The 19,150-nt window shown below is 62.6% G+C and carries 16 protein-coding genes; 3 read left to right on the forward strand and 13 right to left on the reverse strand.

The window, feature by feature from the left end; all coding sequences use genetic code 11:
• Window positions 1-72 precede the first annotated feature (72 nt).
• Genes ACM6I7_RS07770 through ACM6I7_RS07790 form a run of 5 tightly spaced genes read right to left on the reverse strand, consistent with a single transcriptional unit; the run spans window position 73 to window position 6,760 of the window.
• Window positions 73-3,150, reverse strand: a complete 3,078-nt coding sequence (locus ACM6I7_RS07770) for an error-prone DNA polymerase (protein WP_414888275.1) — start codon at window positions 3,148-3,150, stop codon at window positions 73-75.
• Window positions 3,147-4,562: a Y-family DNA polymerase gene (locus ACM6I7_RS07775; protein WP_414888276.1), complete on the reverse strand. Its 1,416-nt coding sequence runs from the start codon at window positions 4,560-4,562 to the stop codon at window positions 3,147-3,149. Before ACM6I7_RS07775 ends, ACM6I7_RS07770 begins: the two co-directional genes overlap by 4 nt.
• Before the next feature lie 7 nt (window positions 4,563-4,569).
• Window positions 4,570-5,187 (reverse strand): translesion DNA synthesis-associated protein ImuA, encoded by a 618-nt coding sequence (gene imuA, locus ACM6I7_RS07780; protein ID WP_007968686.1) that lies wholly within the window; start codon window positions 5,185-5,187, stop codon window positions 4,570-4,572.
• Window positions 5,187-5,804, reverse strand: a complete 618-nt coding sequence (gene lexA / locus ACM6I7_RS07785; protein ID WP_414888277.1) for a transcriptional repressor LexA — start codon at window positions 5,802-5,804, stop codon at window positions 5,187-5,189. The genes imuA and lexA overlap by 1 nt, the downstream gene beginning before the upstream one ends.
• A 38-nt stretch (window positions 5,805-5,842) precedes the next feature.
• Complete coding sequence (locus ACM6I7_RS07790; protein WP_414888278.1) at window positions 5,843-6,760, reverse strand: LysR substrate-binding domain-containing protein; 918 nt, start codon at window positions 6,758-6,760, stop codon at window positions 5,843-5,845.
• Window positions 6,761-6,863: 103 nt separating this feature from the next.
• Between ACM6I7_RS07790 and ACM6I7_RS07795 the strand changes: the two genes are divergently transcribed.
• The 3 genes from ACM6I7_RS07795 (at window position 6,864) to ACM6I7_RS07805 (ending at window position 11,414) form a co-directional block, all read left to right on the forward strand.
• On the forward strand, window positions 6,864-8,606 hold the full coding sequence (locus ACM6I7_RS07795; RefSeq protein WP_027613667.1) for an amidohydrolase: 1,743 nt from the start codon (window positions 6,864-6,866) through the stop codon (window positions 8,604-8,606).
• A 189-nt stretch (window positions 8,607-8,795) separates the two neighbouring features.
• Window positions 8,796-9,533, forward strand: a complete 738-nt coding sequence (locus ACM6I7_RS07800; RefSeq protein ID WP_414888279.1) for a TorF family putative porin — start codon at window positions 8,796-8,798, stop codon at window positions 9,531-9,533.
• Between the two features lie 222 nt (window positions 9,534-9,755).
• The gene (locus tag ACM6I7_RS07805) at window positions 9,756-11,414 is read left to right on the forward strand and encodes a phosphoethanolamine transferase (protein WP_414888280.1); all 1,659 of its coding nucleotides are present in this window, start codon (window positions 9,756-9,758) and stop codon (window positions 11,412-11,414) included.
• 127 nt (window positions 11,415-11,541) lie between these two features.
• Here ACM6I7_RS07805 and ACM6I7_RS07810 read toward each other — a convergent pair whose 3' ends face one another.
• The 8 genes from ACM6I7_RS07810 to ACM6I7_RS07845 form a co-directional block, all read right to left on the reverse strand.
• Window positions 11,542-11,820, reverse strand: a complete 279-nt coding sequence (locus ACM6I7_RS07810; protein WP_096796819.1) for a DUF971 domain-containing protein — start codon at window positions 11,818-11,820, stop codon at window positions 11,542-11,544.
• Window positions 11,817-12,779 carry a HEAT repeat domain-containing protein gene (locus ACM6I7_RS07815; RefSeq protein ID WP_414888281.1) on the reverse strand — a complete coding sequence of 321 codons (963 nt, stop codon included), beginning with the start codon at window positions 12,777-12,779 and terminating at the stop codon, window positions 11,817-11,819. The genes ACM6I7_RS07810 and ACM6I7_RS07815 overlap by 4 nt, the downstream gene beginning before the upstream one ends.
• Window positions 12,776-13,624 carry an ABC transporter ATP-binding protein gene (locus ACM6I7_RS07820; RefSeq protein WP_414888282.1) on the reverse strand — a complete coding sequence of 283 codons (849 nt, stop codon included), beginning with the start codon at window positions 13,622-13,624 and terminating at the stop codon, window positions 12,776-12,778. The genes ACM6I7_RS07815 and ACM6I7_RS07820 overlap by 4 nt, the downstream gene beginning before the upstream one ends.
• Entirely contained in the window at window positions 13,624-14,406 is a 783-nt protein-coding gene (locus ACM6I7_RS07825) for an ABC transporter permease (RefSeq protein ID WP_414888283.1), read from the reverse strand. The genes ACM6I7_RS07820 and ACM6I7_RS07825 overlap by 1 nt, the downstream gene beginning before the upstream one ends.
• A gap of 136 nt (window positions 14,407-14,542) precedes the next feature.
• Window positions 14,543-15,946: an ABC transporter substrate-binding protein gene (locus ACM6I7_RS07830; RefSeq protein WP_027613660.1), complete on the reverse strand. Its 1,404-nt coding sequence runs from the start codon at window positions 15,944-15,946 to the stop codon at window positions 14,543-14,545.
• Window positions 15,947-16,177: 231 nt separating this feature from the next.
• The gene (locus tag ACM6I7_RS07835; RefSeq protein ID WP_122601799.1) at window positions 16,178-16,423 is read right to left on the reverse strand and encodes a ferredoxin family protein; all 246 of its coding nucleotides are present in this window, start codon (window positions 16,421-16,423) and stop codon (window positions 16,178-16,180) included.
• A 26-nt stretch (window positions 16,424-16,449) separates the two neighbouring features.
• Complete coding sequence (locus tag ACM6I7_RS07840) at window positions 16,450-18,180, reverse strand: fumarate reductase/succinate dehydrogenase flavoprotein subunit (protein ID WP_134786558.1); 1,731 nt, start codon at window positions 18,178-18,180, stop codon at window positions 16,450-16,452.
• 1 nt (window position 18,181) lies between these two features.
• Window positions 18,182-18,928, reverse strand: a complete 747-nt coding sequence (locus ACM6I7_RS07845; protein WP_166497284.1) for a GntR family transcriptional regulator — start codon at window positions 18,926-18,928, stop codon at window positions 18,182-18,184.
• Window positions 18,929-19,150 lie beyond the last annotated feature (222 nt).

Genomic DNA, 19,150 nt, shown 5'->3' on the forward strand with positions numbered 1-19,150 from the left:
TTATTTGCCACTGACACACCGTCTTCGCGAGCAAGCCCGCTCCCACAGGGGGGATATGTGGTGTTCTGGGGTTTAGTGGAAGTCGCGGCTCTGCACGCGGATGCCATCGAGCAACGGAGTCAGATCGCTCAATCGCCCGGCGATCAGGTGTCGAACTTCGCCCTCCCGCTCCCAGCGGCCATCGACCTTGAGCAATTGCGAACCGACCAGCACCTGACGCTGGCGCTCGGCCAGATCGCGCCAGACCACCACGTTGACGTTGCCGAACTCGTCTTCGAGGGTGACGAAAGTCACGCCGCTGGCAGTGCCCGGTCGCTGACGCCCGGTGACCAGCCCGGCGATGCTCACCGGCCGACCGTGCTCGACGTCCAGCAACTCCTGAGAGCTGCGGCAACGCCGCGCCTTCAGTTCGCCACGCAGCAGCGCCAGCGGATGCGGCCCCAGCGTGGTGCCGATGGTCGCGTAATCGGCCTGCAGATCTTCGCCGACACTCGGTTTGGGTAGCAGCACATCGGGTTCTTCCTGACTTGGCAAACCGGCAAACAGGCCCAGCTGTTTCTGCACCCCGGCCACTTCCCAACGCGCACGATGCCGATGCCCGGCCATGCCACGCAACGCGCCGGAGTCTGCCAATAATGCCTGGGCGCGGCTGTCGAGCGCGGCCCGCTCGCCCAGATCAGCGACATCGGCAAACGCCCCCCGCACCCGCGCCGCTTCGATGCGCCGGGCGTCGTCCTCGCGAAAACCCTTGATCATCCGCAGGCCCATGCGGATCGCCGGCTGCGCGCCGCTGATCGGTTCCAGGCTGCAATCCCAGTCGCTGGCTCGCACGTCCACCGGACGGATCTGCAACTGATGCCGGCGCGCGTCCTGCAGAATCTGATCCGGGCTGTAGAAACCCATCGGCCAGCTGTTGATCAACGCGCAGGCGAACGCCGCCGGTTCGTGACACTTGAGCCAGCAACTGGCGTAAGTCAGCAAGGCAAAACTGGCGGCGTGGGACTCGGGAAAACCATAGCTGCCGAAACCCTTGATCTGCTCGAAGATCTGCGCGGCGAATTCCTCGGTGTAGCCGTTTTTCTTCATGCCGGCGGCGAGGCGTTCCTTGTGCGGCTCCAAGCCTCCATGGCGTTTCCACGCGGCCATAGAGCGACGCAACTGATCGGCCTCGCCGGGGCTGTAGTCAGCGGCGACGATGGCGATCTGCATCACCTGTTCCTGAAACAGCGGCACACCGAGGGTACGCTCCAATACCTCTTTGAGCTTTTCCGAAGGATAGGTTGCCTCTTCTTCCTTGTTGCGTCGGCGCAGGTACGGATGAACCATCCCGCCCTGAATCGGCCCAGGGCGGACGATCGCCACCTCGATCACCAGATCGTAGAACTTCGCCGGTTTCAGGCGCGGCAACATCGACATCTGCGCCCGCGATTCGATCTGAAATACACCGATGGTGTCGGCGCGGCTGATCATCTCGTAGGTCGGTTTGTCTTTGTCTGGAATCGTCGCCAGGCTCAGATCGAGATGGCGATGACGACGCAGCAGATCGAAGCAACGGCGGATGGCACTGAGCATGCCGAGGGCGAGGATATCGACCTTGAGCAGCCCGACCGCATCGAGGTCGTCCTTGTCCCATTGAATGATCGTGCGCTCGGCCATGGCGGCGTTTTCCACCGGCACCAGCGTATCCAGCGGCTGCTCGGAAATCACGAAGCCGCCCGGGTGTTGCGACAGGTGTCGGGGGAAGCCGATCAGTTGCCCGGTCAGGCTCAGCACCCGACGCAGCACCGGGCTGTCGGGGTCGAAGCCGCCTTCGAGCAAGCGCGCCAGCGGCGGTGTTTCGTCGCTCCAGTGGCCGCAGCAATCGGCCAGTGCATTGATCTGATCCGGCGGCAGCCCAAGGGCCTTGGCTACGTCACGCACCGCACCGGCAGCGTGGTAAGTGCTGACCACCGCCGTCAACGCCGCACGCCGCCGGCCATATCGGCGAAACACGTATTGCAGGACTTCTTCGCGGCGCTCGTGCTCGAAATCGACGTCGATGTCCGGCGGCTCGTTGCGTTCTTTCGACATGAAACGCTCGAACAGCAGCGTGGTGCGATCCGGGTCGATCTCGGTGATACCCAAGGCAAAACACACCGCCGAGTTAGCCGCCGAACCGCGGCCCTGACAGAGAATCTGCTGATCGCGGGCGAAACGCACCACGTCGTGCACGGTGAGGAAGTAGCTTTCGTAGCCGAGCTCGGCGATCAGTTTCAGCTCATCGTCGATTTGCTTGAGCACTTTGGCCTGCGGCCCTTTTGGCCAGCGCCAGGCAATGCCTTCTTCGGTCAACTGCCGCAACCAGGAACTGCCGGTGTGCCCCTCTGGCACCAGCTCTTTCGGATACTGATAGCGCAACTCGCTCAGCTCGAAAGTGCAGCGCCGCGCCAGTTGCACCGAGGCGTCGAGCAACGCCGTCGGGTACAGCTCGCGCAACACGTAGAGGCTGCGCAGATGGCGCTCGCCGTTGGGGTGCAGGCGCAATCCGGCCTCGGCCACCGGGACGTGATGGCGGATCGCGGTCATGGTGTCCTGCAGGGCGCGCCGCCCACGGGCGTGCATGTGCACGTCGCCGCTGGCCACGGCGGCGATCTGCAGTTGCTCGGCCAGACCCAGCAGTGCCGCCAGCCGCCGCTGATCGTCCTGCCCGCGATGTAGCTGCACCGCCAGATACAGGCGCTCGCCGAAAGTCTGTTTCAGCCAGCGGCCCTCCTCCACGTCATCGATGCTGTCCGGCACCCACACGGTGAACAACCCCGGCAACGGCTCGCTGAAATCCTCGCGCAGCACCTGGTACTGGCCCTTCTGCGTACGCCGCCGGGCCTGAGTGATCAAGCCGCACAAGGCCTGATAGCCCGCCAGGTTCTCCACCAACAGCAGCAGTTTCGGGCCGTTATCGATGCGGATTTCGCTGCCGATGATCAGCGGCAGCTCCACCGATTTCGCCGCTTGCCAGGCCCGGACGATCCCGGCCAGGGTGCACTCGTCGGTGATCGCCAGCGCCTGATAACCGTGTTTTTTCGCCCGCTGAAACAGCTCAAGGGCACTGGAGGCACCGCGCTGGAAACTGAAATTCGACAGGCAGTGCAGCTCGGCATAGTCGTGGTTCATGCAAACCAGCCCTGCAGCCACAACGGACCGCCCTCGCCCACGGCCCGATAGGCCCAGCCCTGCTGACCGGCACGGTTCTGGATCAGGTAGTAATCGCGGCGCACATCATCACCGTCCCACCAGCCGGACTCGATGCGCTCCGGGCCCATGAGAATCCGCGCCGAACCTTCCGGCACACTCTGCGGTTCGCCGAGCAGCCAGCCCGGACGCTGCACACTCGGCAAACCGCTGCAACGCTGCTTGTCGACGCCGTGCTGCCACGCACATTCCGGTCGGTGGTCGGCCTGAAAGCGCAGGCCCTGCACCGCGTCATCGCCGAGCCGTGCACGCAGACGTTCGCGCAATTGCTCCCAAGGCAAGGTCTGTTGCGGACGGTCATCGAACAGTTCCTGAAACTGCGGGACGAAACTCGGCAGGTCTTCTGCGCGCAGGCGAAAGCCGCGCACCGGGGCCTCGACCTGGACTTGTTCCAGTCGCCCACGGGCCAGTTCGAAGAGCATCGCCGGATCGCGCTCGGCGCTGAGCAGGCCGACCTTGATCAGCGTGTCCGGCAGCCCGGCGTGCTCCAGATGCAGGACGAAACGCTGCACGCCGCTGTCACGTCCGCAGAGGAATGCCGACAGGTCAGCGGTCAAGCGGCGTAACGGGAACAGCAGCGCCTGATGGGATTGCACGTCGAAATTCAGTTCGATGCGCACATCAAAACGATCCGGCGGCAGATAGAACGCCAAGGCCAGCGGCCGTGCGCCGAACAACGTGTCGAGATGCTTGAGCATCGACGCTTCGAAGCGCCGGGCCAGGGCCTGACGCGGCAGGCTCTGCAGCTGGTTCAGGTTGCGCAGACCCATGCGCGTCAGCGCGGTGGCGACCTGCGGCTCCAGCCCGACACGGTCGACGGGCAACTTTCCGAGGTGATGCTGCAGGGCCTCACCGTCAGGTACCACCAGACCGTCGTAGGCGTTGGCCAGCACCCGCGCCGCCACCGGATTCGGTGCGGCGACGATGCGATGGCGGAAACCCAGCTCGGTCAGCTCCTTGCGCAGCCGCGCTTCGAACTGCGCCCAGGAGCCGAACAGGCCCAGGCTCGACTCGATCTCGAACACCACGGTACGCGGATAATGCACGCTGACCTGCGCGCTGAAACGATAGGCCCACGCGGCGAGAAACTGCTGCCAGTGCTCGACCTCGGCGAGGTCGTAATCGGCGGTGGCAAAGCCTTTGCTTAGGGCCTGCGCGGCGGTCATCGACTGGCCGGCGCGCAGGCCGAGCTGTCGTGCCGCCGGATTGACCGCTTGCAGCACCCGGCGCTGGGCCGGGCCGCTGAGCAGCACCAACGGCTCATCGGGATCGGCACGCTGACGCAGCACGGCGTCGAGGGCCAATTGCGGGAACAGAATACACACCCAGCGCATGACGACCTCAGTGCCCCACGGCAAACGCAATCGGCGCCGTGCGCGCCAGTCCGCCACGGCACTTGAGCACGCGCAACTGGGCGGGTCTGGCGTCGATGGCAATGCGCAACGCGGCCGGCGACGGGTTGATCGCTTCGCTCAGCGGGCGCCAGGCAAACGCCAGGGTCTGGCCGGTTTCCGCCGCTACCTGCAAACGCCGCAACGCGCGGTCATCGGCCTTGTGCGGCCAGCACAGCACTGCGCCGCAACTGCCGGAACGCAGGCATTGTTCCGCCGCCCACAAGGCATCGCGTTCGCTGGCCTGGATCACCGACAACTGGCGCAGATCGACCCCGGCGTTCGCCCACGCCTGCGGGTACGGCACGAACGGCGGTGCCACCAGCACGATGCGCTCACCCGCCGCCGACAGCCGCGCCAGCGTCGGCCACACCAGTTGCAACTCGCCAACCCCGGGGCCGGCCAAGAGGATTTCGCTCAGCGCCGCTTCCGGCCAGCCACCGCTGGGCAGTGCCGCATCCAGCGCGGCATGGCCGGTGGGTTGCGGGCTGGCCGCCGGTGGCGCAGGCCGGCCCTTCCAGACCTGGCCGCCATTGAACAGCGTATCGAGTGCAACGACGGCGCCCATCAGCCTTGCCTCACCAGACCGCAGAACACCCCTTCGATGGCCAGGTCCTGATCATCGCGCACGACAATCGGCTGGTACGCCGGGTTGCGCGGCAGCAGGCGCACTGTAGTGCCGACACGTTCGAAGCGTTTGATCGTCACCTCACCGTCGAGGCGCGCCACCACAATCTGGCCGTTGAGCGCCTCGGGATTGCGCCGCACACCAACCAGATCGCCGTCGAGAATGCCGTCCTCGATCATCGAGTCGCCCTGCACCCGCAACATGTAGTCAGGAGTGCGGGAGAACAGCGCCGGGTCGAGCATCAAGCGGTTATGGATCTCGGCATCGGCACCGATCGGTGCACCGGCAGCCACCCGGCCGAGCACCGGAATGTCCAGCAGCTCCGGGCGCGGCGCTTGCCCGAGCAGGCGAATGCCCCGGGCCTGATGCGGATTGACCTCGATAAATCCGGCTTCGGTGAGCGCCAGCACATGCTTGCGCGCCACGCTGCGCGAGGCAAAACCAAAAGCCTCGCTGATTTCAGCGAGGCTTGGGGGCTGACCGTGTTCGGCGATGCGTTCGCGGATGAAGGTCAGGATGGCGGTACGGCGGGGAGTGAGATTGGTCATGGAGTACATTTGTACTCTTTCGCATTTTTGCTGGCAATGACCGCCAGTCAGTTCAACCCACGCTCGGCCAGAAATGCCGAGATGTAATCGATGAATGCGACGACCTTGGCCGTGGCTCGTCGATGGCTGGGGTACACCGCAAGAATGTGCGGGCCGAAAGTGTCGGGGTCGATTTCATAGTCAGCCATGACCCGCACCAGACGCCCGTCGGCAATGTACGGCGCGGCGCTCCACAGCGGCGTGTGCAGCAAGCCGCGTCCGGCCAAAGCACTGGCCAGCAGCAGGTCGTAATTGTCGCTGCGCAAGCGCGGCGCCGTCGGTTGCGCCAGGCTCAGCCGCTGACCGTCGCGCTCGGCCCACCAGAACTCGCGACTGAGTAACGGATGCTGATACAACAGCCATTCATGCTGCTCAAGGGTTTGCGGAGTGACCGGCAAACCCTTGCGCGCCAAATAGTCCGGGCTCCCGCACAAGGCCAGGCGATTGCTGCCGACCACCCGGGCGATCAGCCCCGGCAGGTCGTCATGGCCCTCGCGCAAGGCCAGGTCATAGCCGCTTTCCAGAAGATTGACGAACGCGTCGCACAGGTCCACTTGCAGGCTGATTTGCGGGTATTGCTGCAAAAAGCCGTCGCACACCTGATCGAGAAACGCCCGCCCGTACGCCAGCGGTGCGGTGATTTTCAGGCTGCCGCGCAGACCGTGCTGCAACTGCTCGATTTCCTCGCTGGCCTCCTCCAGTCGCTGCAACACCAGCCGCGCGGTTTCCAGATAAACCCGGCCGATTTCGGTGAGCAGAATCCGCCGCGTACTGCGTTCGAACAGCCGCGCGCCAAGTTCCGACTCCAGATGATTGACCGCTTTGGTCAGCGCCGATGGGGTCTTGCCCAGTTGCTCCGCCGCGCGGCTGAAACTGCCGAGTTGCGCGGTAACCACGAACATTTTCAGTGCACCCAGCTTGTCCATGCTTTTTCCATTCAGGCAAAAACGTTTTTCGTGAGGGAGGCGTTCTGTCGGCCAGTGCCAGCCACTAATCTGGCCATCAGACGCAATAACAAGGAAATCTTCAATGAAAAGATTCATCCCGAGTCTGTTGGTGAGCGCGATAAGTTTTGCCTCGATGGAAGCCATGGCCGCCACCGATCTGGTGCTGGTCAACGGCAAGATTTTCACCGCCGATCGCACGCAACCGAAGGTACAGGCGTTGGCCGTGGAAAACGGCAAGGTGCTGAAAGTCGGCAGCGATGCGCAGATCAAGGCGCTGATCGAACCCGGCACGCAGGTGATCGACCTCGGCGGCAAGACGCTGATGCCAGGCTTGATCGACAGCCATTCCCACGCGATTTTCGGTGGCTTGGAAATGGTCTCGGCCAACATGGAAGACGAAGTCGTCGCCCTCGCCGAACTGGAAAAACGCCTGCGCGCCTGGCGTGACGACGGCAAGGCCAGACATGGCGATGTGCTAAGCATTGCCGGCATGAGCTCAGCGTACTGGGCGCAGGCCGAAGCGCTGGGCAAGACCTTCAACCACGGCGAGTGGGCTGACGTGCCGGTGGTGTTCACCGGCAGCGATCACCACACCGCGTGGGCCAACAACGTGATGCTCAAGCGCGCCGGCATCGACGCGGCGTTGCTCAAGACCCTGCCCGCTGCGGAACAAGACACGATCGGCGCACTGGCCAGCGGCGAGCCCAACGGTTTTCTGGTCGATGCCGGTTGGGACCGGGTCGCCGCGAAAATGCCGGTGCCGAGCCCGGCCGATATGCTCACCGCGACCAAATCCGCGGTGCGCTTCAACAACAGCCTCGGCATCACCGCGTGGATGGACCCCGCCGCCAATGCCGCACCGGGCGAACCGGTCTTCGCCCTCAAACCCACTGAGAAAACCGTCGGCGTGCTGCCAGCCTACAAAGCGCTGTCGGAAAGCGGCGGCATGAGCGTGCACGTTGCAGCGCTGCTGGTGGCCAACCCGAAAAGCCTGCCCGCCGACCTCGAGACGCTGGATAAGGTGCGCCAGCAGTTTCAGGGCATCCCCAACCTGACCCTGCCCGGGGTCAAGATCTTCGCCGACGGCGTGATCGAGTACCCGGCGCAGAGCGCGGCGATGATCGACCCGTACAGCAACTCGCACAAACAGGGCGAACTGCTGATCGATCCAAAACATTTCGGCGAGCTGGTCAGCGCCATCGACCAGCGCGGCTGGCTGGTGCACATCCACGCCATCGGCGACCGTGCGGTGCGTGAATCACTCAATGGCATCGAACGTGCGCGCAAGGATCGGCAGAGCGGCATCACTCACTCGATCACGCACCTGCAGATGGTCAATCCGAAAGAGTTCGCCCGCTTCAAGCCGCTGAACGTGATCGCCTCGATGCAATTGCTGTGGGCCAGTGCCGATGACTACACCACCGACATGATCAAGCCCTACGTCAGCGCCCTCGCCTTCCGTTATCAATACCCGGCGCACTCGCTGCTGAAACAGGGCGCGACGATTGCCGGTGCCAGCGACTGGCCGGTGTCGTCGCCCAACCCGTTCAACGCCATGGCCCAGGCCATCACCCGCGTCGGGCCGCTGGGCGTGCTGAATGCCGACGAGCGTCTGGATCGCGAAAGCATGTTTTACGCCTATACCCTCAACGCGGCGCGCACGATTGGCCTGGAGAAGCAGATTGGCTCGCTGACGCCGGGCAAGCAGGCGGACTTCATCGTGGTCGATCGCGACGTGTTCAGCGTCGACGAAAAAGCCCTGCATGACACCCGGGTGCTGCAAACCTGGTTTGGTGGGCGTCAGGTCTACACCGCCACAAAATAACAACACTGTTCCCCCCCTGTGGGAGCGAGCCTGCTCGCGAAGGCGGCGTATCAGTCGCCATCGATGCTGAATGAACCACCGCTTTCGCGAGCAGGCTCGCTCCCACAGGGGCTGTGAGGGTGGCCGAGATTGCATTCCCTCCACGGTTTTCGTACTGCCCAAAAATAATCACAACATCGGGACTTCTCCATGAAAGCCTTGCCCCTGTTCGCCCTCGGTTTTTCCAGTTTGCTGCCCTTGAGCAGCTACGCGATCCCCCTGAACGACGATTTCGCCGTGCTGGTCGACCTGACCCTGGCCAGCGACTACCGCACCCGCGGCATCTCGCAAACCCAAAATGACCCGGCCGTGCAGGCCGGTCTGACCCTTGCCCACAGCAGCGGTTTGTACGCGGGAGCCTGGAGCTCCAACGTCGACTTTGGCGGTGGCCTGAAAACCCGGCAGGAAGTCGATTACTACGCCGGCTGGCTGTGGCAGGCCACCGAGGATGTCAGCCTCGATCTGGGTTACCTCAAGTACGCCTACCCCAAGGAAAGCCAGTTCAACCAGAGCGAGGTCTACGGGATTCTCGGTGTCTACGGGGTGAAGCTGGCGGCGTATTACTCCAGCGATGCGCCGGGGATCGACAGCAAGCAGAGCTCGCTCTACACCTATATCGGTTATGAAGCCGAGTTGCCATTCGATTCGGGGCTGAAGCTGCGTTACGGCAACATGGACTTCAAGGACCAGCACCTGTACTCGGCGTCCGGGCATGGCGAGGACAGTTATCGGGAGTGGGAGGTCAAGCTGACGCACAACCTGGCCGGGGTGGTGTTGGGCCTGAGCTATATCGACACCGATCTGTCGCAGAGCCAGTGCCTGAGCAACTGGGGATTCAAGGATGTGTGCACCGCAACGGTGGTCGCCAGCCTGAGCAAATCTTTCTGACCCACCAAAGTACCCATTGTAGGAGTGAGCCTGCTCGCGATAGCGGTGTGTCATTCAACAACGATGTCGGCCGACCAACCGCCTTCGCGAGCAAGCCCGCTCCCACAGTTTTAGATTTGCGCCCGATTTTTGTTACAGGATGTTTACGAAATTTTTACTATTGTTCTTCTACAGTTACGCGCGTTTCCGCGCGTGATCTATTCGAGTAGAGGAATGTCTGTAATGGCTTTGGGCAAAGGACTGCGTTTACCGTCCATCACTTCCACCCGGCTGGTGTTGCTGTTTTCCCTGGCACTGGTGGCGCTGTACAACCTGGCGACCTGGAAGGCGCTGGGTACGCTGATCACACTGCAAGGCGCGCACAAACTGGCGTTTTTTGCTTCGTTCGGGCTGTTCCTGTGGGCGGCGATCACCCTGCTGCTGACCCTGGTTTCGTTTCGCTGGACGCTGAAACCGGCGCTGACTGTGGTGGCCCTGCTCTCGGCCTGCGCTGCGTATTTCATGAACGAATACGGGATCACCATCGACACGGTGATGATCCAGAACGTCTTCGAAACCAACCCGGGCGAAGCCGCTGCGCTGTTCAACGGCAAGCTGCTGGCTTACGTGTTGCTGCTCGGCGTGCTGCCGGCGGCGTTGATCTGGCGCTGGCCGGTGCGTTATCGGCCGTTCTTTCGCGGCCTGCTCAACAAGCTGCTGGTGATTGCCGCTTGCGTGCTGGTGATCGGCGCCTCGGTGGGCGCGTTCTATTCGACCTACGCGCCGATCTTCCGCGAAGAAGACAAGCTCACCCACTTCATCAACCCGACCAATTACATCTACGCCATCAGCAAATACACCAAGCAGCGCCTGGGCATCAAAAAGCACTTTGTGGTGCAGGCCATCGGGGAAGACGCGGTGATGAGCGCGAAAGCCGCCAGCCGCGAGAAGAAGTCGCTGATGGTGTTTGTGGTCGGCGAAACCGCCCGCGCCGATCACTTCTCGCTGAACGGCTATGCGCGCGAGACCAATCCCGAGCTGAGCAAACTGGACATCCTCAACTTCACCCGGGTGCACTCCTGCGGCACGTCCACGGCAGTGTCGGTGCCGTGCATGTTCTCGATGTTCCCGCGTGAGGACTACAGCGACAAGAAAGGCAAAACCTACGAAGGCCTGCTGGATATCCTGCAACGCGCCGGTGTGCAGGTGCTGTGGCTGGACAACAACAGCGACTGCAAGGGCACCTGCCTGCGCGTGCCGCACCGCGATATCGCGAAGGATCAGCCGGGACCGTTCTGCGACGGCAATAACTGCCTCGACGAAGCGCTGCTGGCCGACCTGCAAAGCTACATCGACAGCCTCAAGGGCCACGCGATCATCGTGTTGCACGCCGACGGCAGCCACGGCCCGGAATACTACGAGCGTTATCCGCAAGCGCTCGAACGCTTCAAACCGATCTGCCACACCAATCAGTTGGGCAGTTGCAGCCGTGATGAACTGGTGAACGTGTACGACAACACAATCCTCTACACCGACCACTTCCTCGCCAAGGTCATCGAGTTGCTCAAGCGTAATCAGGACACGCTGGATACCTCGATGCTGTATGTCTCCGATCACGGCGAATCGCTGGGTGAAAACGGTTTGTACCTGCATGCGGCGCCGTATGCATTGGCGCCAGAAGCGCAGACCCATGTGCCGATGGTGATGTGGTTTGGCAGCAACACGCTGGCGCAACTGGGGATTGATCGCGATTGCCTGCAAGGCAAGACCGGGCAGCCGGACCTGAGCCATGACAACCTGTTCCATTCGGTGCTGGGCTTGTTCGAGGTGAAGACCGCGCTGTATCAGCCGGGGCTGGATGTGTTTCGCGGGTGCCGGCCAGCCATGACGGCTGCGCAGTAACCCGGAGTTGCACCTATACCCTTGTAGGAGTGAGCCTGCTCGCGATAGCGGTGTGTCATTCAACAATGATGTCGGCTGATACACCGCTATCGCGAGCAGGCTCACTCCTACAAGGGGCTGTGGCACATCAAGAATCGAGCTGTGCCAGATAGTCCCACGGGTAGATCCCGCGTTGATGGCCGTCGCTGAACACCAGTTGCACGCCGTAGCCCTGCGGGTTGATCTCAATCAGGCGAACACGCTCATCGACCAGCGGAGTCAGACCTTTCAGGCGAAACGCGCGGCACTGCGAGCACGGGCACTGGCGGCGCAGTTCGGCGTGATTGAACAGCGATTCGCGGCCGTCCGGCCAGCTCAGGCGCAGCGTCCGCTGGCTCTGCGAATTGCCGACTGACAGCGGGTTCATTGCAACTGACTCAAGGCAATCCGCACCGCTTTGCGCACGTCCGGGTCGCCGTCATCCTGCGCCGCCTGCAACGCCGCCACCGCGCCGCGATCATGCAACTCACCGAGGGCCAGCGCCGCTTCCTTGCGCAGGTTGCTGATGCGATGGCCGAGGGTCTCGATCAAGGCGTCCAGCGCCGGTGCAAAACGCAAGCGACCGAGGCTGCGGGTAGCACGCAGGCGCACTTGCCAGTAGTCATCGCCGAGGGCTGCGATCAACGCCGGACCAGCGTCGCTGTGGCCGACCTTGCCCAGCGTCGTGGCCGCTTCTTCGCGCACTTGCCAGGCATCGTCCTGCAGCGCTTGACGCAAGGCTGGCAGCACGTCGGCGCCGGACGCCAGACCGAGGGCGCCGGTGGCGGCTCGGCGCACTTCGGTGTCCGGGTCGGCGCTGGCCAGACGCGCCAGAGCCGGCAATGCGTCGAGCTGCTTGAGCCAGCCGAGCACACCGACGGCTTCGCGGCGCACATTGGCATCGGCATCGCTCAATGCGGTGATAGCCGCTGGTGCGGCATCGGCAAAACGCAACTCGCGCAGAGCCCGAAACGCGGCGATTCGCACACTGACCTCAGCATGATCGGTCCACGGCAGAATCACCCGGCCTGCCGCCTCACTCTTGAGCAGGCTCAGACTTTGCGCGGCGGCTGCCTGCACTGCCGCAGATGGATCGGTCAGTGCCTGGCACAGCGCAGCCACTACCGGTTCGTCTTCCCACGCTTCCAGCAGCCGCGCAGCTTCGGCGCGGACTTCTTCGGCGGGATCTTCGCCCAGTCTTTCGACCAGCCACAGCAGGCCGTCCGGTTCTTCCAGATCCGCCAAATCAATCAGGGCAATGCGCCGCACACCGGCATCGTCAGCGGTCAGACGCGGTTGCAGGGCGAGGATGTCATCGTTGTCAGTCACAGCAAAAAATGAGGTCATAAGGCAAATCGCGGCAAGAGGTTTTCGGGCGGCAAGCCGAGCGGGTTGAGGCGCGGCAGCGGTCGGGAGTTGTCGTGGCGCAGCAGATCGAGGCAGTGGCGCTTGAGGCGAGAGAATTCGGCGCTGGTGACCAGCTCAGAGGTGCGCGGACGCGGGAAGTCCAGGCGCAGGTCTTCGATGATTCGACCCGGACGTGCGCTCATCACCAGCAAACGGTCAGCGAGGAACAGCGCCTCGTCGATGTCGTGGGTGACGAACACCACCGTGGTGCGAATCCGCGTCCAGATGTCCAGCAGCAGCTCCTGCATGTTCAGGCGAGTCAAGGCATCCAGCGCGCCAAACGGTTCGTCCATCAGCAGCAGCCGTGGACGATTGACCAGCACCCGAGCAATCTCCACCCGTTGCTGCATGCCACCGGACAGTTGATCGGGCCAGCGCTCGACGAAGCCGTCGAGGCCGACCAGTTTGAGCATTTCATCAGCGGCGCGATGGCGCTCGGTTTTGCCGATGCCGCGCATCTTCAGGCCGAAAGCCACGTTGTCGCGCACCGTGCGCCATGGAAACAGCGTGTGGTGCTGGAACACCATGCCGCGCTGCGGCGACGGCCCGGACACTTCGCCGCCATCGACTTTGAGGCTGCCGGTATGGGCGCTCAAGTGTCCGGCGAGTGCGCCGAGCAAGGTCGACTTGCCGCAACCGGACGGGCCGAGAATGCACACGAACTGGCCCGGTTCGATCTGGCAATCCAGCCCCTGCACGGCTTCGAAGGCTTGCTGCCCCTCACCGAGAACGATCGACAACTGGCGAATATCGATTCGCCCTTCGGGGGTTTGCATTGCGCTCATCAGGCTTTCCCTCGTGGTCGATGCCAAGGCGTGAACAGCCCGCCCAGGCGCTTGATCAGCAGACTGCTGCCCATGCCCAGCACACCGATCAGCAGCATGCCAACGACAATGTCGGCGTAGTTCTGGATGGTGTAGGACTCCCAGGTGTAGTAACCGATGCCGAACTGGCCGGAGATCATCTCGGCGGTCACCAGACAGAACCACGAGGTGCCCATGCCGATGGCGAGGCCGGTGATGATGCTCGGGGCAGCGCCGGGCAAGACCACTTCCAGCAAAATCGCGCGGCGCCCTGCGCCGAGGCTTTTTGCTGAGGCGATCAGCCGTGGATCAACGCCTTCGACGCCGTGCACGGTGTTGAGCAGGATCGGGAACAGCGCGCCGGTGAAGGTGATGAACACCATCGACAGCTCCGACGACGGGAACATCAGGATCGCCAGCGGAATCCACGCCACCGCCGGGATCGGGCGCAGCACTTCCAGCGGTGGCAGCAACAGGTCTTCGGCCCATTTCGAGCGGCCGATGGCCAAGCCCAGGGCAATGCCGATGATCAATGCCGCGAGATAGCCAGCGAACACGCGGCCGAGGCTCGCGCTCAGGTGCTGCAGCAGCTTGCCGGAGTCGCCCAGGCCCAACGCCGCTTCGATCACCGCCAACGGGGTTGGCACGTTGGCGAAAGTGACCAGACCGAGGTTCCAGTGGTGGCTCGCGGCGAGTTGCCAGAACAGCAGGCAGAGCAGCAAAGAAGCAGCCCTTGGAACCCAGCGTAAATAAGATCGGTACACAATTTTTCCTCTCAACCCAAATCCCCTGTGGGAGGGGGCTTGCTCCCGAATGCGGTGTACCAGAAAAAAATAATTGCCTGACACATCGCATTCGGGAGCAAGCCCCCTCCCACAGTTGACCGAGGTGTTCTGCGGGTTAGCGGGCAGCCACGGCCTGGGTCGTGGCGTCGGTAAAGTCGAAGACCTTGCCACCCTGCGCCGCCGCATATTGCTGCGCCTGGCCCTTGAGCAGAAACGCGCTCAAGCGGCCCTTGGCATCGCTGGCGAACCACGCCTGATCAGCAAGCAGCTTGATCCCGCTGTCACTGGCCTGGGCATACACCGCGCGGATGTTTTTGCCTTCCTGTTTCAGAGCGGCCAACGCGGTGAAGGCCGATTCGGCGGAGGCGTACTGGCGTACTTTGTCTTCGCCCCGCACCCAGATTTCGGCGACGTGGCTGAAGTCGGTGATGGCTTTGCCGGTCACCGCATCCAGCGCTTTCAACGGCGTTTGCGCGTAGTTGGCGAGTTGCGCGGTGTAGTCCAGATTCGAGGCCTTGAAGGCGGCGCGGATGTACTGATCATCGATGAAGGTGTTGAGGTCGAGGCCACGATCGGCCTTCTTCAGCAGCTTCAGGGTGTCGATCGCGGTGCCCACCGCCTGACGGTATTCCGGCTTCCAGCTCAGGTCGCGGGTCTGCACGCCAAGCGGGCCGTGGAACAGGTAGTTGACCTCGGCATCGACGCCGGTGACCTTGGCGATCAGCTCGCTGTACTTCTCAGGCTCAGCAGCCAGCAACTGATTGGCCTCGATGCTCGCCCGCAGGTAGGCGACAACGATTTCCGGGTACTGTTTCGCGTAGGCCTGATCGACCAGCGCGCCGTGGAAAGTCGGCGCATTGGCCTGGGCGCCGTCGTAAATCTTGCGGGCGAAACCACGGCTCGGGAACAGTTCGGCGAACGGCACGAAATCGGCGTGGGCGTCGATCTTGCCGGCCTGCAATGCAGAGCCTGCGACTTCCGGCGGCTGAGCGATGATGTTCACGTCTTTGAGCGGGTCCCAGCCCTGCTCCGCCACCGCGCGCAGCAACATGCCGTGGGCGGTCGAAGCGAATGGCACCGAGATGGTTTTGCCCTTGAGCTCACTCAGCGCCTGCACCCCGGACGCGCTCGGCACCACGATGCCGTTGCCACTGCCCTTGATGCTGCCCGACAACACGCTGATGAACAGGCTGTGCTTGCCGGCGGTTTCGAACGCCACACCGTTGAACGCGCCGGGGAAATCGGCCATGGCGCCGAAGTCGAGTTTGCCGGCGACCATCTCGTTGGTCAGCGGCGCGCCGCTGGTGAAGTTTTTCCACTGCACGTCGTATTTCGCGTCTTTGTAGGCGCCGTCGTGCGGCAGGTATTTGTCGAGCAGACCGAGTTCACGAATCAACAGGCCGCCGGCGGCGCAATTGATGGTGGTGTCCTGGGTGCCGATGGCGATGCGGATGGTTTCGGCCGAGGCCGACAGGGTGAATGAAGCCAGTACCAGACCGGCGATTGCTGCACGCAACATGGTGTGTTTCCCCTCGAATCATTTATTGGATGTTCGTCTCCGCCGCGATCAGGGCGCGGTGGGAAACGAGGGGTTTTGGGTGAATCCAGCGTCCGGGTGTTTCCGGGTAGCTTCAGGGTGTCGTAGATCTTTGTAGGAGTGAGCCTGCTCGCGATAGCGGTGCATAAGATGGCGACGTGTTGTCTGACACACCGCTATCGCGAGCAGGCTCACTCCTACAGGGGAAAGCGTTTAACGCAGTAAATAAGGGATGTCGACTTTGACGGCACCTGTCGGGCAGTCCTTTTCACAAGGCATGCAGTACCAGCATTCATCGAACGCCATGTAGGCCTTTTGCGTGGCCGGGTTGATCGCCAGCAGGTCCATCGGGCAGACGTCGACGCACACGGTGCAGCCCTTCTCGGCGATGCATTTTTCCTCGTCCACAGTGACCGGGGCGTTGGAGCGGAAGAAGATTTCCTGGGCTTGATAGGCCATGGTTCGGACTCTCTTTTTGTGGTGTATCAAGCGGCAAATGCGCCGACCCGCAAGCGGTCATAGGCCTGCATTTCTTCGGCATCGAGCGGGATGATGTACGGCTCGACGGGTTTCTTGAAACTGGTCATGCGGCCGTCTTCACCCTTCTTCAGGTGGCAATGGCAGAACCACTCGCTGTCGTTGCGCTGCGGGTGATCGACGCGGTAGTGGTACAGGCCCCAGCGGCTCTCGGCGCGGAACAGCGAGGCGCGCGCAGCCATTTCGGCGCAATCGCGGATCACGCTGGTTTCCATCGCGCGCATCAATTCGTGGGCGTTGTTGGCCTTCATCTGATCAAGGTCGCGTTCGATGTCGCTGAAACGCTGCAAGCCGATCTGCATTTTTTTGGTCACTTTCGGCGGTTGCAGGTAGTCGTTGACGAAGCGCCGCAGCTTGTACTCGACCTGTGCCGGCGGCAGACCCTGTTCGCGATCCAGCGGCGCATAGACCCGCGCTTGCTCTTTCTCGATCTGCGCGGCATCCAGCGTCGAGAACTCGCGCCCGGCGACGAAGTCCGCCGCGTTGTGCCCGGCAAACCAGCCGTAGGTGAACGCGCCGAGCATGTAGTTGTGCGGCACGGCGGCCATGTCACCCGCCGAGTACAAGCCTTTCACCGAGGTTTCGGCCCGCTCGTTGACCCACACCCCGGACGCCGAATGGCCGCTGCAAAAGCCGATCTCCGAGATGTGCATCTCGACCATCTGCGTGCGGTAATCGGTGCCGCGATTGGCGTGGAACTGACCACGACTCGGGCGCTCGTTACTGTGCAAGATCTCTTCGATGTTCTGGATGGTTTCCTCGGCCAGGTGATCGAGTTTGAGAAACACCGGGCCATTGCCGCTTTCCAGTTCCTGGTGGAACTCCCACATCATCTGACCGCTCCAGTAGTCGCACTCGATGAAGCGTTCACCCTTGTTGTTGGCGGTGTAGCCGCCCAGCGGGCCGGTCACATAGGCGCAGGCCGGGCCGTTGTAGTCCTTGATCAACGGGTTGATCTGGAAGCATTCGAGGTTGGCCAGCTCGGCCCCGGCGTGATAGGCCATGGCGTAGCCGTCGCCGGCGTTGGTCGGGTTTTCATAGGTGCCCATCAGGTAACCCGAGGACGGCAGACCGAGGCGACCGGCCGCGCCGCACGCGAGGATCACCGCTTTGGCCTTGATCACATGGAAGTCGGCGCTGCGGCAATCGAAGCCCATCACCCCGTTGACCGCGCCCTCCTCGTCGGTGAGCAAGCGGGTGCAGACCAGACGGTTGGTGATGCTCACCCGCGCGCGTTTCAACTGGCGGTAAAGGACCTTTTTGATGTCGTGCCCTTCCGGCATCGGCAGCACGTAGGCGCCCATGTGGTGGACTTTTTTCACCGCGTAATCACCGGTCTCGTCCTTCTCGAACTTCACGCCCCAGCGATCCAGTTGCTCGATGGTTTCGAAGCTGTGAGTGGCGTAGGCATACACCGCCGCCTGATTGACGATGCCGTCGTTGGCGATGGTGATTTCCTTGGTGTACTGCTCCGGCGTCGAGTGCCCAGGGATGATCGCGTTGTTCAGGCCGTCCATGCCCATGCTGATCGCGCCGCTGCGTTTGACGTTGGCCTTGTCGACGAGCAGCACGCGCAGGTCGCGGTTCTTCTCTTTGGCCTTGATCGCCGCCATCGGGCCGGCGGTGCCGCCGCCGATCACGACGATGTCGTATTCCTGTTCCAAGGTCTTGCGGGTCATGTCACGCCCCTTTTTGCCGGTCGATCCGCAGGCGGTACTGGAATGCATCGCCACGGTAGTAAAGGTGTTCGAAGTCCAGCGGCTGGCCGTTGGCGTCGTGGGTCAGACGTTCGATGCGCATGATCGGCGAGCCGGCCTCGACGTTCAGCGCCTGGGTCAGGTCGCTGTCAGCCAGCACCGCGTCGATCGCCAGATCGGCGTGACCGAGGGCGATGCCGCAGTCGTTTTCCAGAATCAGGAAGATGTCGCGAGTCACCAGATCGGCCTTCTCCAGCCGTTCGCCGACGGCTTTGGGCAGGTAGGTGATTTCCAGTGAGATCGGCTCGCGGTTGATCAGGCGTACGCGTTTGATCTGCGCCACCGTTTCGCCTTCGGCGACTTGCAGGCGCTCGGCAACTCGTTTGTCGGCAGGGATGAATTTGAAACTGCGCAGGCGGTTGATCACCTCGTAACCGCGCCCGGTCATGGACTCGGCGAGGCCTTGCAGGCTGCTGACGTTCTGGAAGGTTTTCGGCTTGGCGACGAAGGTGCCCTTGCCGTGGATCTTGAAGATCAGCCCTTCCTTCTGCAGATCGCCCAGTGCCTGACGCACGGTGATGCGGCTGACTTTGAACAGCGTGCCGAGCTCACTTTCGGACGGCATCTGGCTGTCTTGCGGGTATTCGCCGTCAAGAATGCGTGCGCGCAGGACATCGCGCAGTTGGGTGTGCAACGGGACGCTACTGAGGGACAGGACGTTATCGGTCATCAGGGATCACTTGTTATAACGAGTTATGACGTGATCTTAGAGACGTTATGACAAGCTTGAGAAATATTGTTTGGGCATAACCTTAGACACGACGACACACAGACTCTTGTGGGAGGGGGCTTGCTCCCGAAGGCGGTGTGTCAGGCGATGTAAATACCAGCAATGCCGGCCTCTTCGGGAGCAAGCCCCCTCCCACAAGGAAATGGTGTTGTGGTCTGGAGG

This window comes from Pseudomonas sp. IT-93MI4 (genome assembly GCF_949767635.1).
GTDB lineage: Bacteria > Pseudomonadota > Gammaproteobacteria > Pseudomonadales > Pseudomonadaceae > Aquipseudomonas > Aquipseudomonas putida_A.

Bases quoted from the DNA above. Each gene is read 5' to 3' on its own strand.
- ACM6I7_RS07830 (WP_027613660.1), bottom strand. From the start codon at position 15,946: ATGTTGCGTGCAGCAATCGCCGGTCTGGTACTGGCTTCATTCACCCTG.
- ACM6I7_RS07820 (WP_414888282.1), bottom strand. From the start codon at position 13,624: ATGAGCGCAATGCAAACCCCCGAAGGGCGAATCGATATTCGCCAGTTG.
- ACM6I7_RS07770 (WP_414888275.1), bottom strand. From the start codon at position 3,150: ATGAACCACGACTATGCCGAGCTGCACTGCCTGTCGAATTTCAGTTTC.
- ACM6I7_RS07800 (WP_414888279.1), top strand. From the start codon at position 8,796: ATGAAAGCCTTGCCCCTGTTCGCCCTCGGTTTTTCCAGTTTGCTGCCC.
- ACM6I7_RS07815 (WP_414888281.1), bottom strand. From the start codon at position 12,779: ATGACCTCATTTTTTGCTGTGACTGACAACGATGACATCCTCGCCCTG.
- ACM6I7_RS07810 (WP_096796819.1), bottom strand. From the start codon at position 11,820: ATGAACCCGCTGTCAGTCGGCAATTCGCAGAGCCAGCGGACGCTGCGC.
- ACM6I7_RS07805 (WP_414888280.1), top strand. From the start codon at position 9,756: ATGGCTTTGGGCAAAGGACTGCGTTTACCGTCCATCACTTCCACCCGG.
- ACM6I7_RS07790 (WP_414888278.1), bottom strand. From the start codon at position 6,760: ATGGACAAGCTGGGTGCACTGAAAATGTTCGTGGTTACCGCGCAACTC.
- ACM6I7_RS07835 (WP_122601799.1), bottom strand. From the start codon at position 16,423: ATGGCCTATCAAGCCCAGGAAATCTTCTTCCGCTCCAACGCCCCGGTC.
- imuA (WP_007968686.1), bottom strand. From the start codon at position 5,187: ATGGGCGCCGTCGTTGCACTCGATACGCTGTTCAATGGCGGCCAGGTC.
- ACM6I7_RS07840 (WP_134786558.1), bottom strand. From the start codon at position 18,180: ATGACCCGCAAGACCTTGGAACAGGAATACGACATCGTCGTGATCGGC.
- ACM6I7_RS07795 (WP_027613667.1), top strand. From the start codon at position 6,864: ATGAAAAGATTCATCCCGAGTCTGTTGGTGAGCGCGATAAGTTTTGCC.
- ACM6I7_RS07775 (WP_414888276.1), bottom strand. From the start codon at position 4,562: ATGCGCTGGGTGTGTATTCTGTTCCCGCAATTGGCCCTCGACGCCGTG.
- ACM6I7_RS07845 (WP_166497284.1), bottom strand. From the start codon at position 18,928: ATGACCGATAACGTCCTGTCCCTCAGTAGCGTCCCGTTGCACACCCAA.
- lexA (WP_414888277.1), bottom strand. From the start codon at position 5,804: ATGTACTCCATGACCAATCTCACTCCCCGCCGTACCGCCATCCTGACC.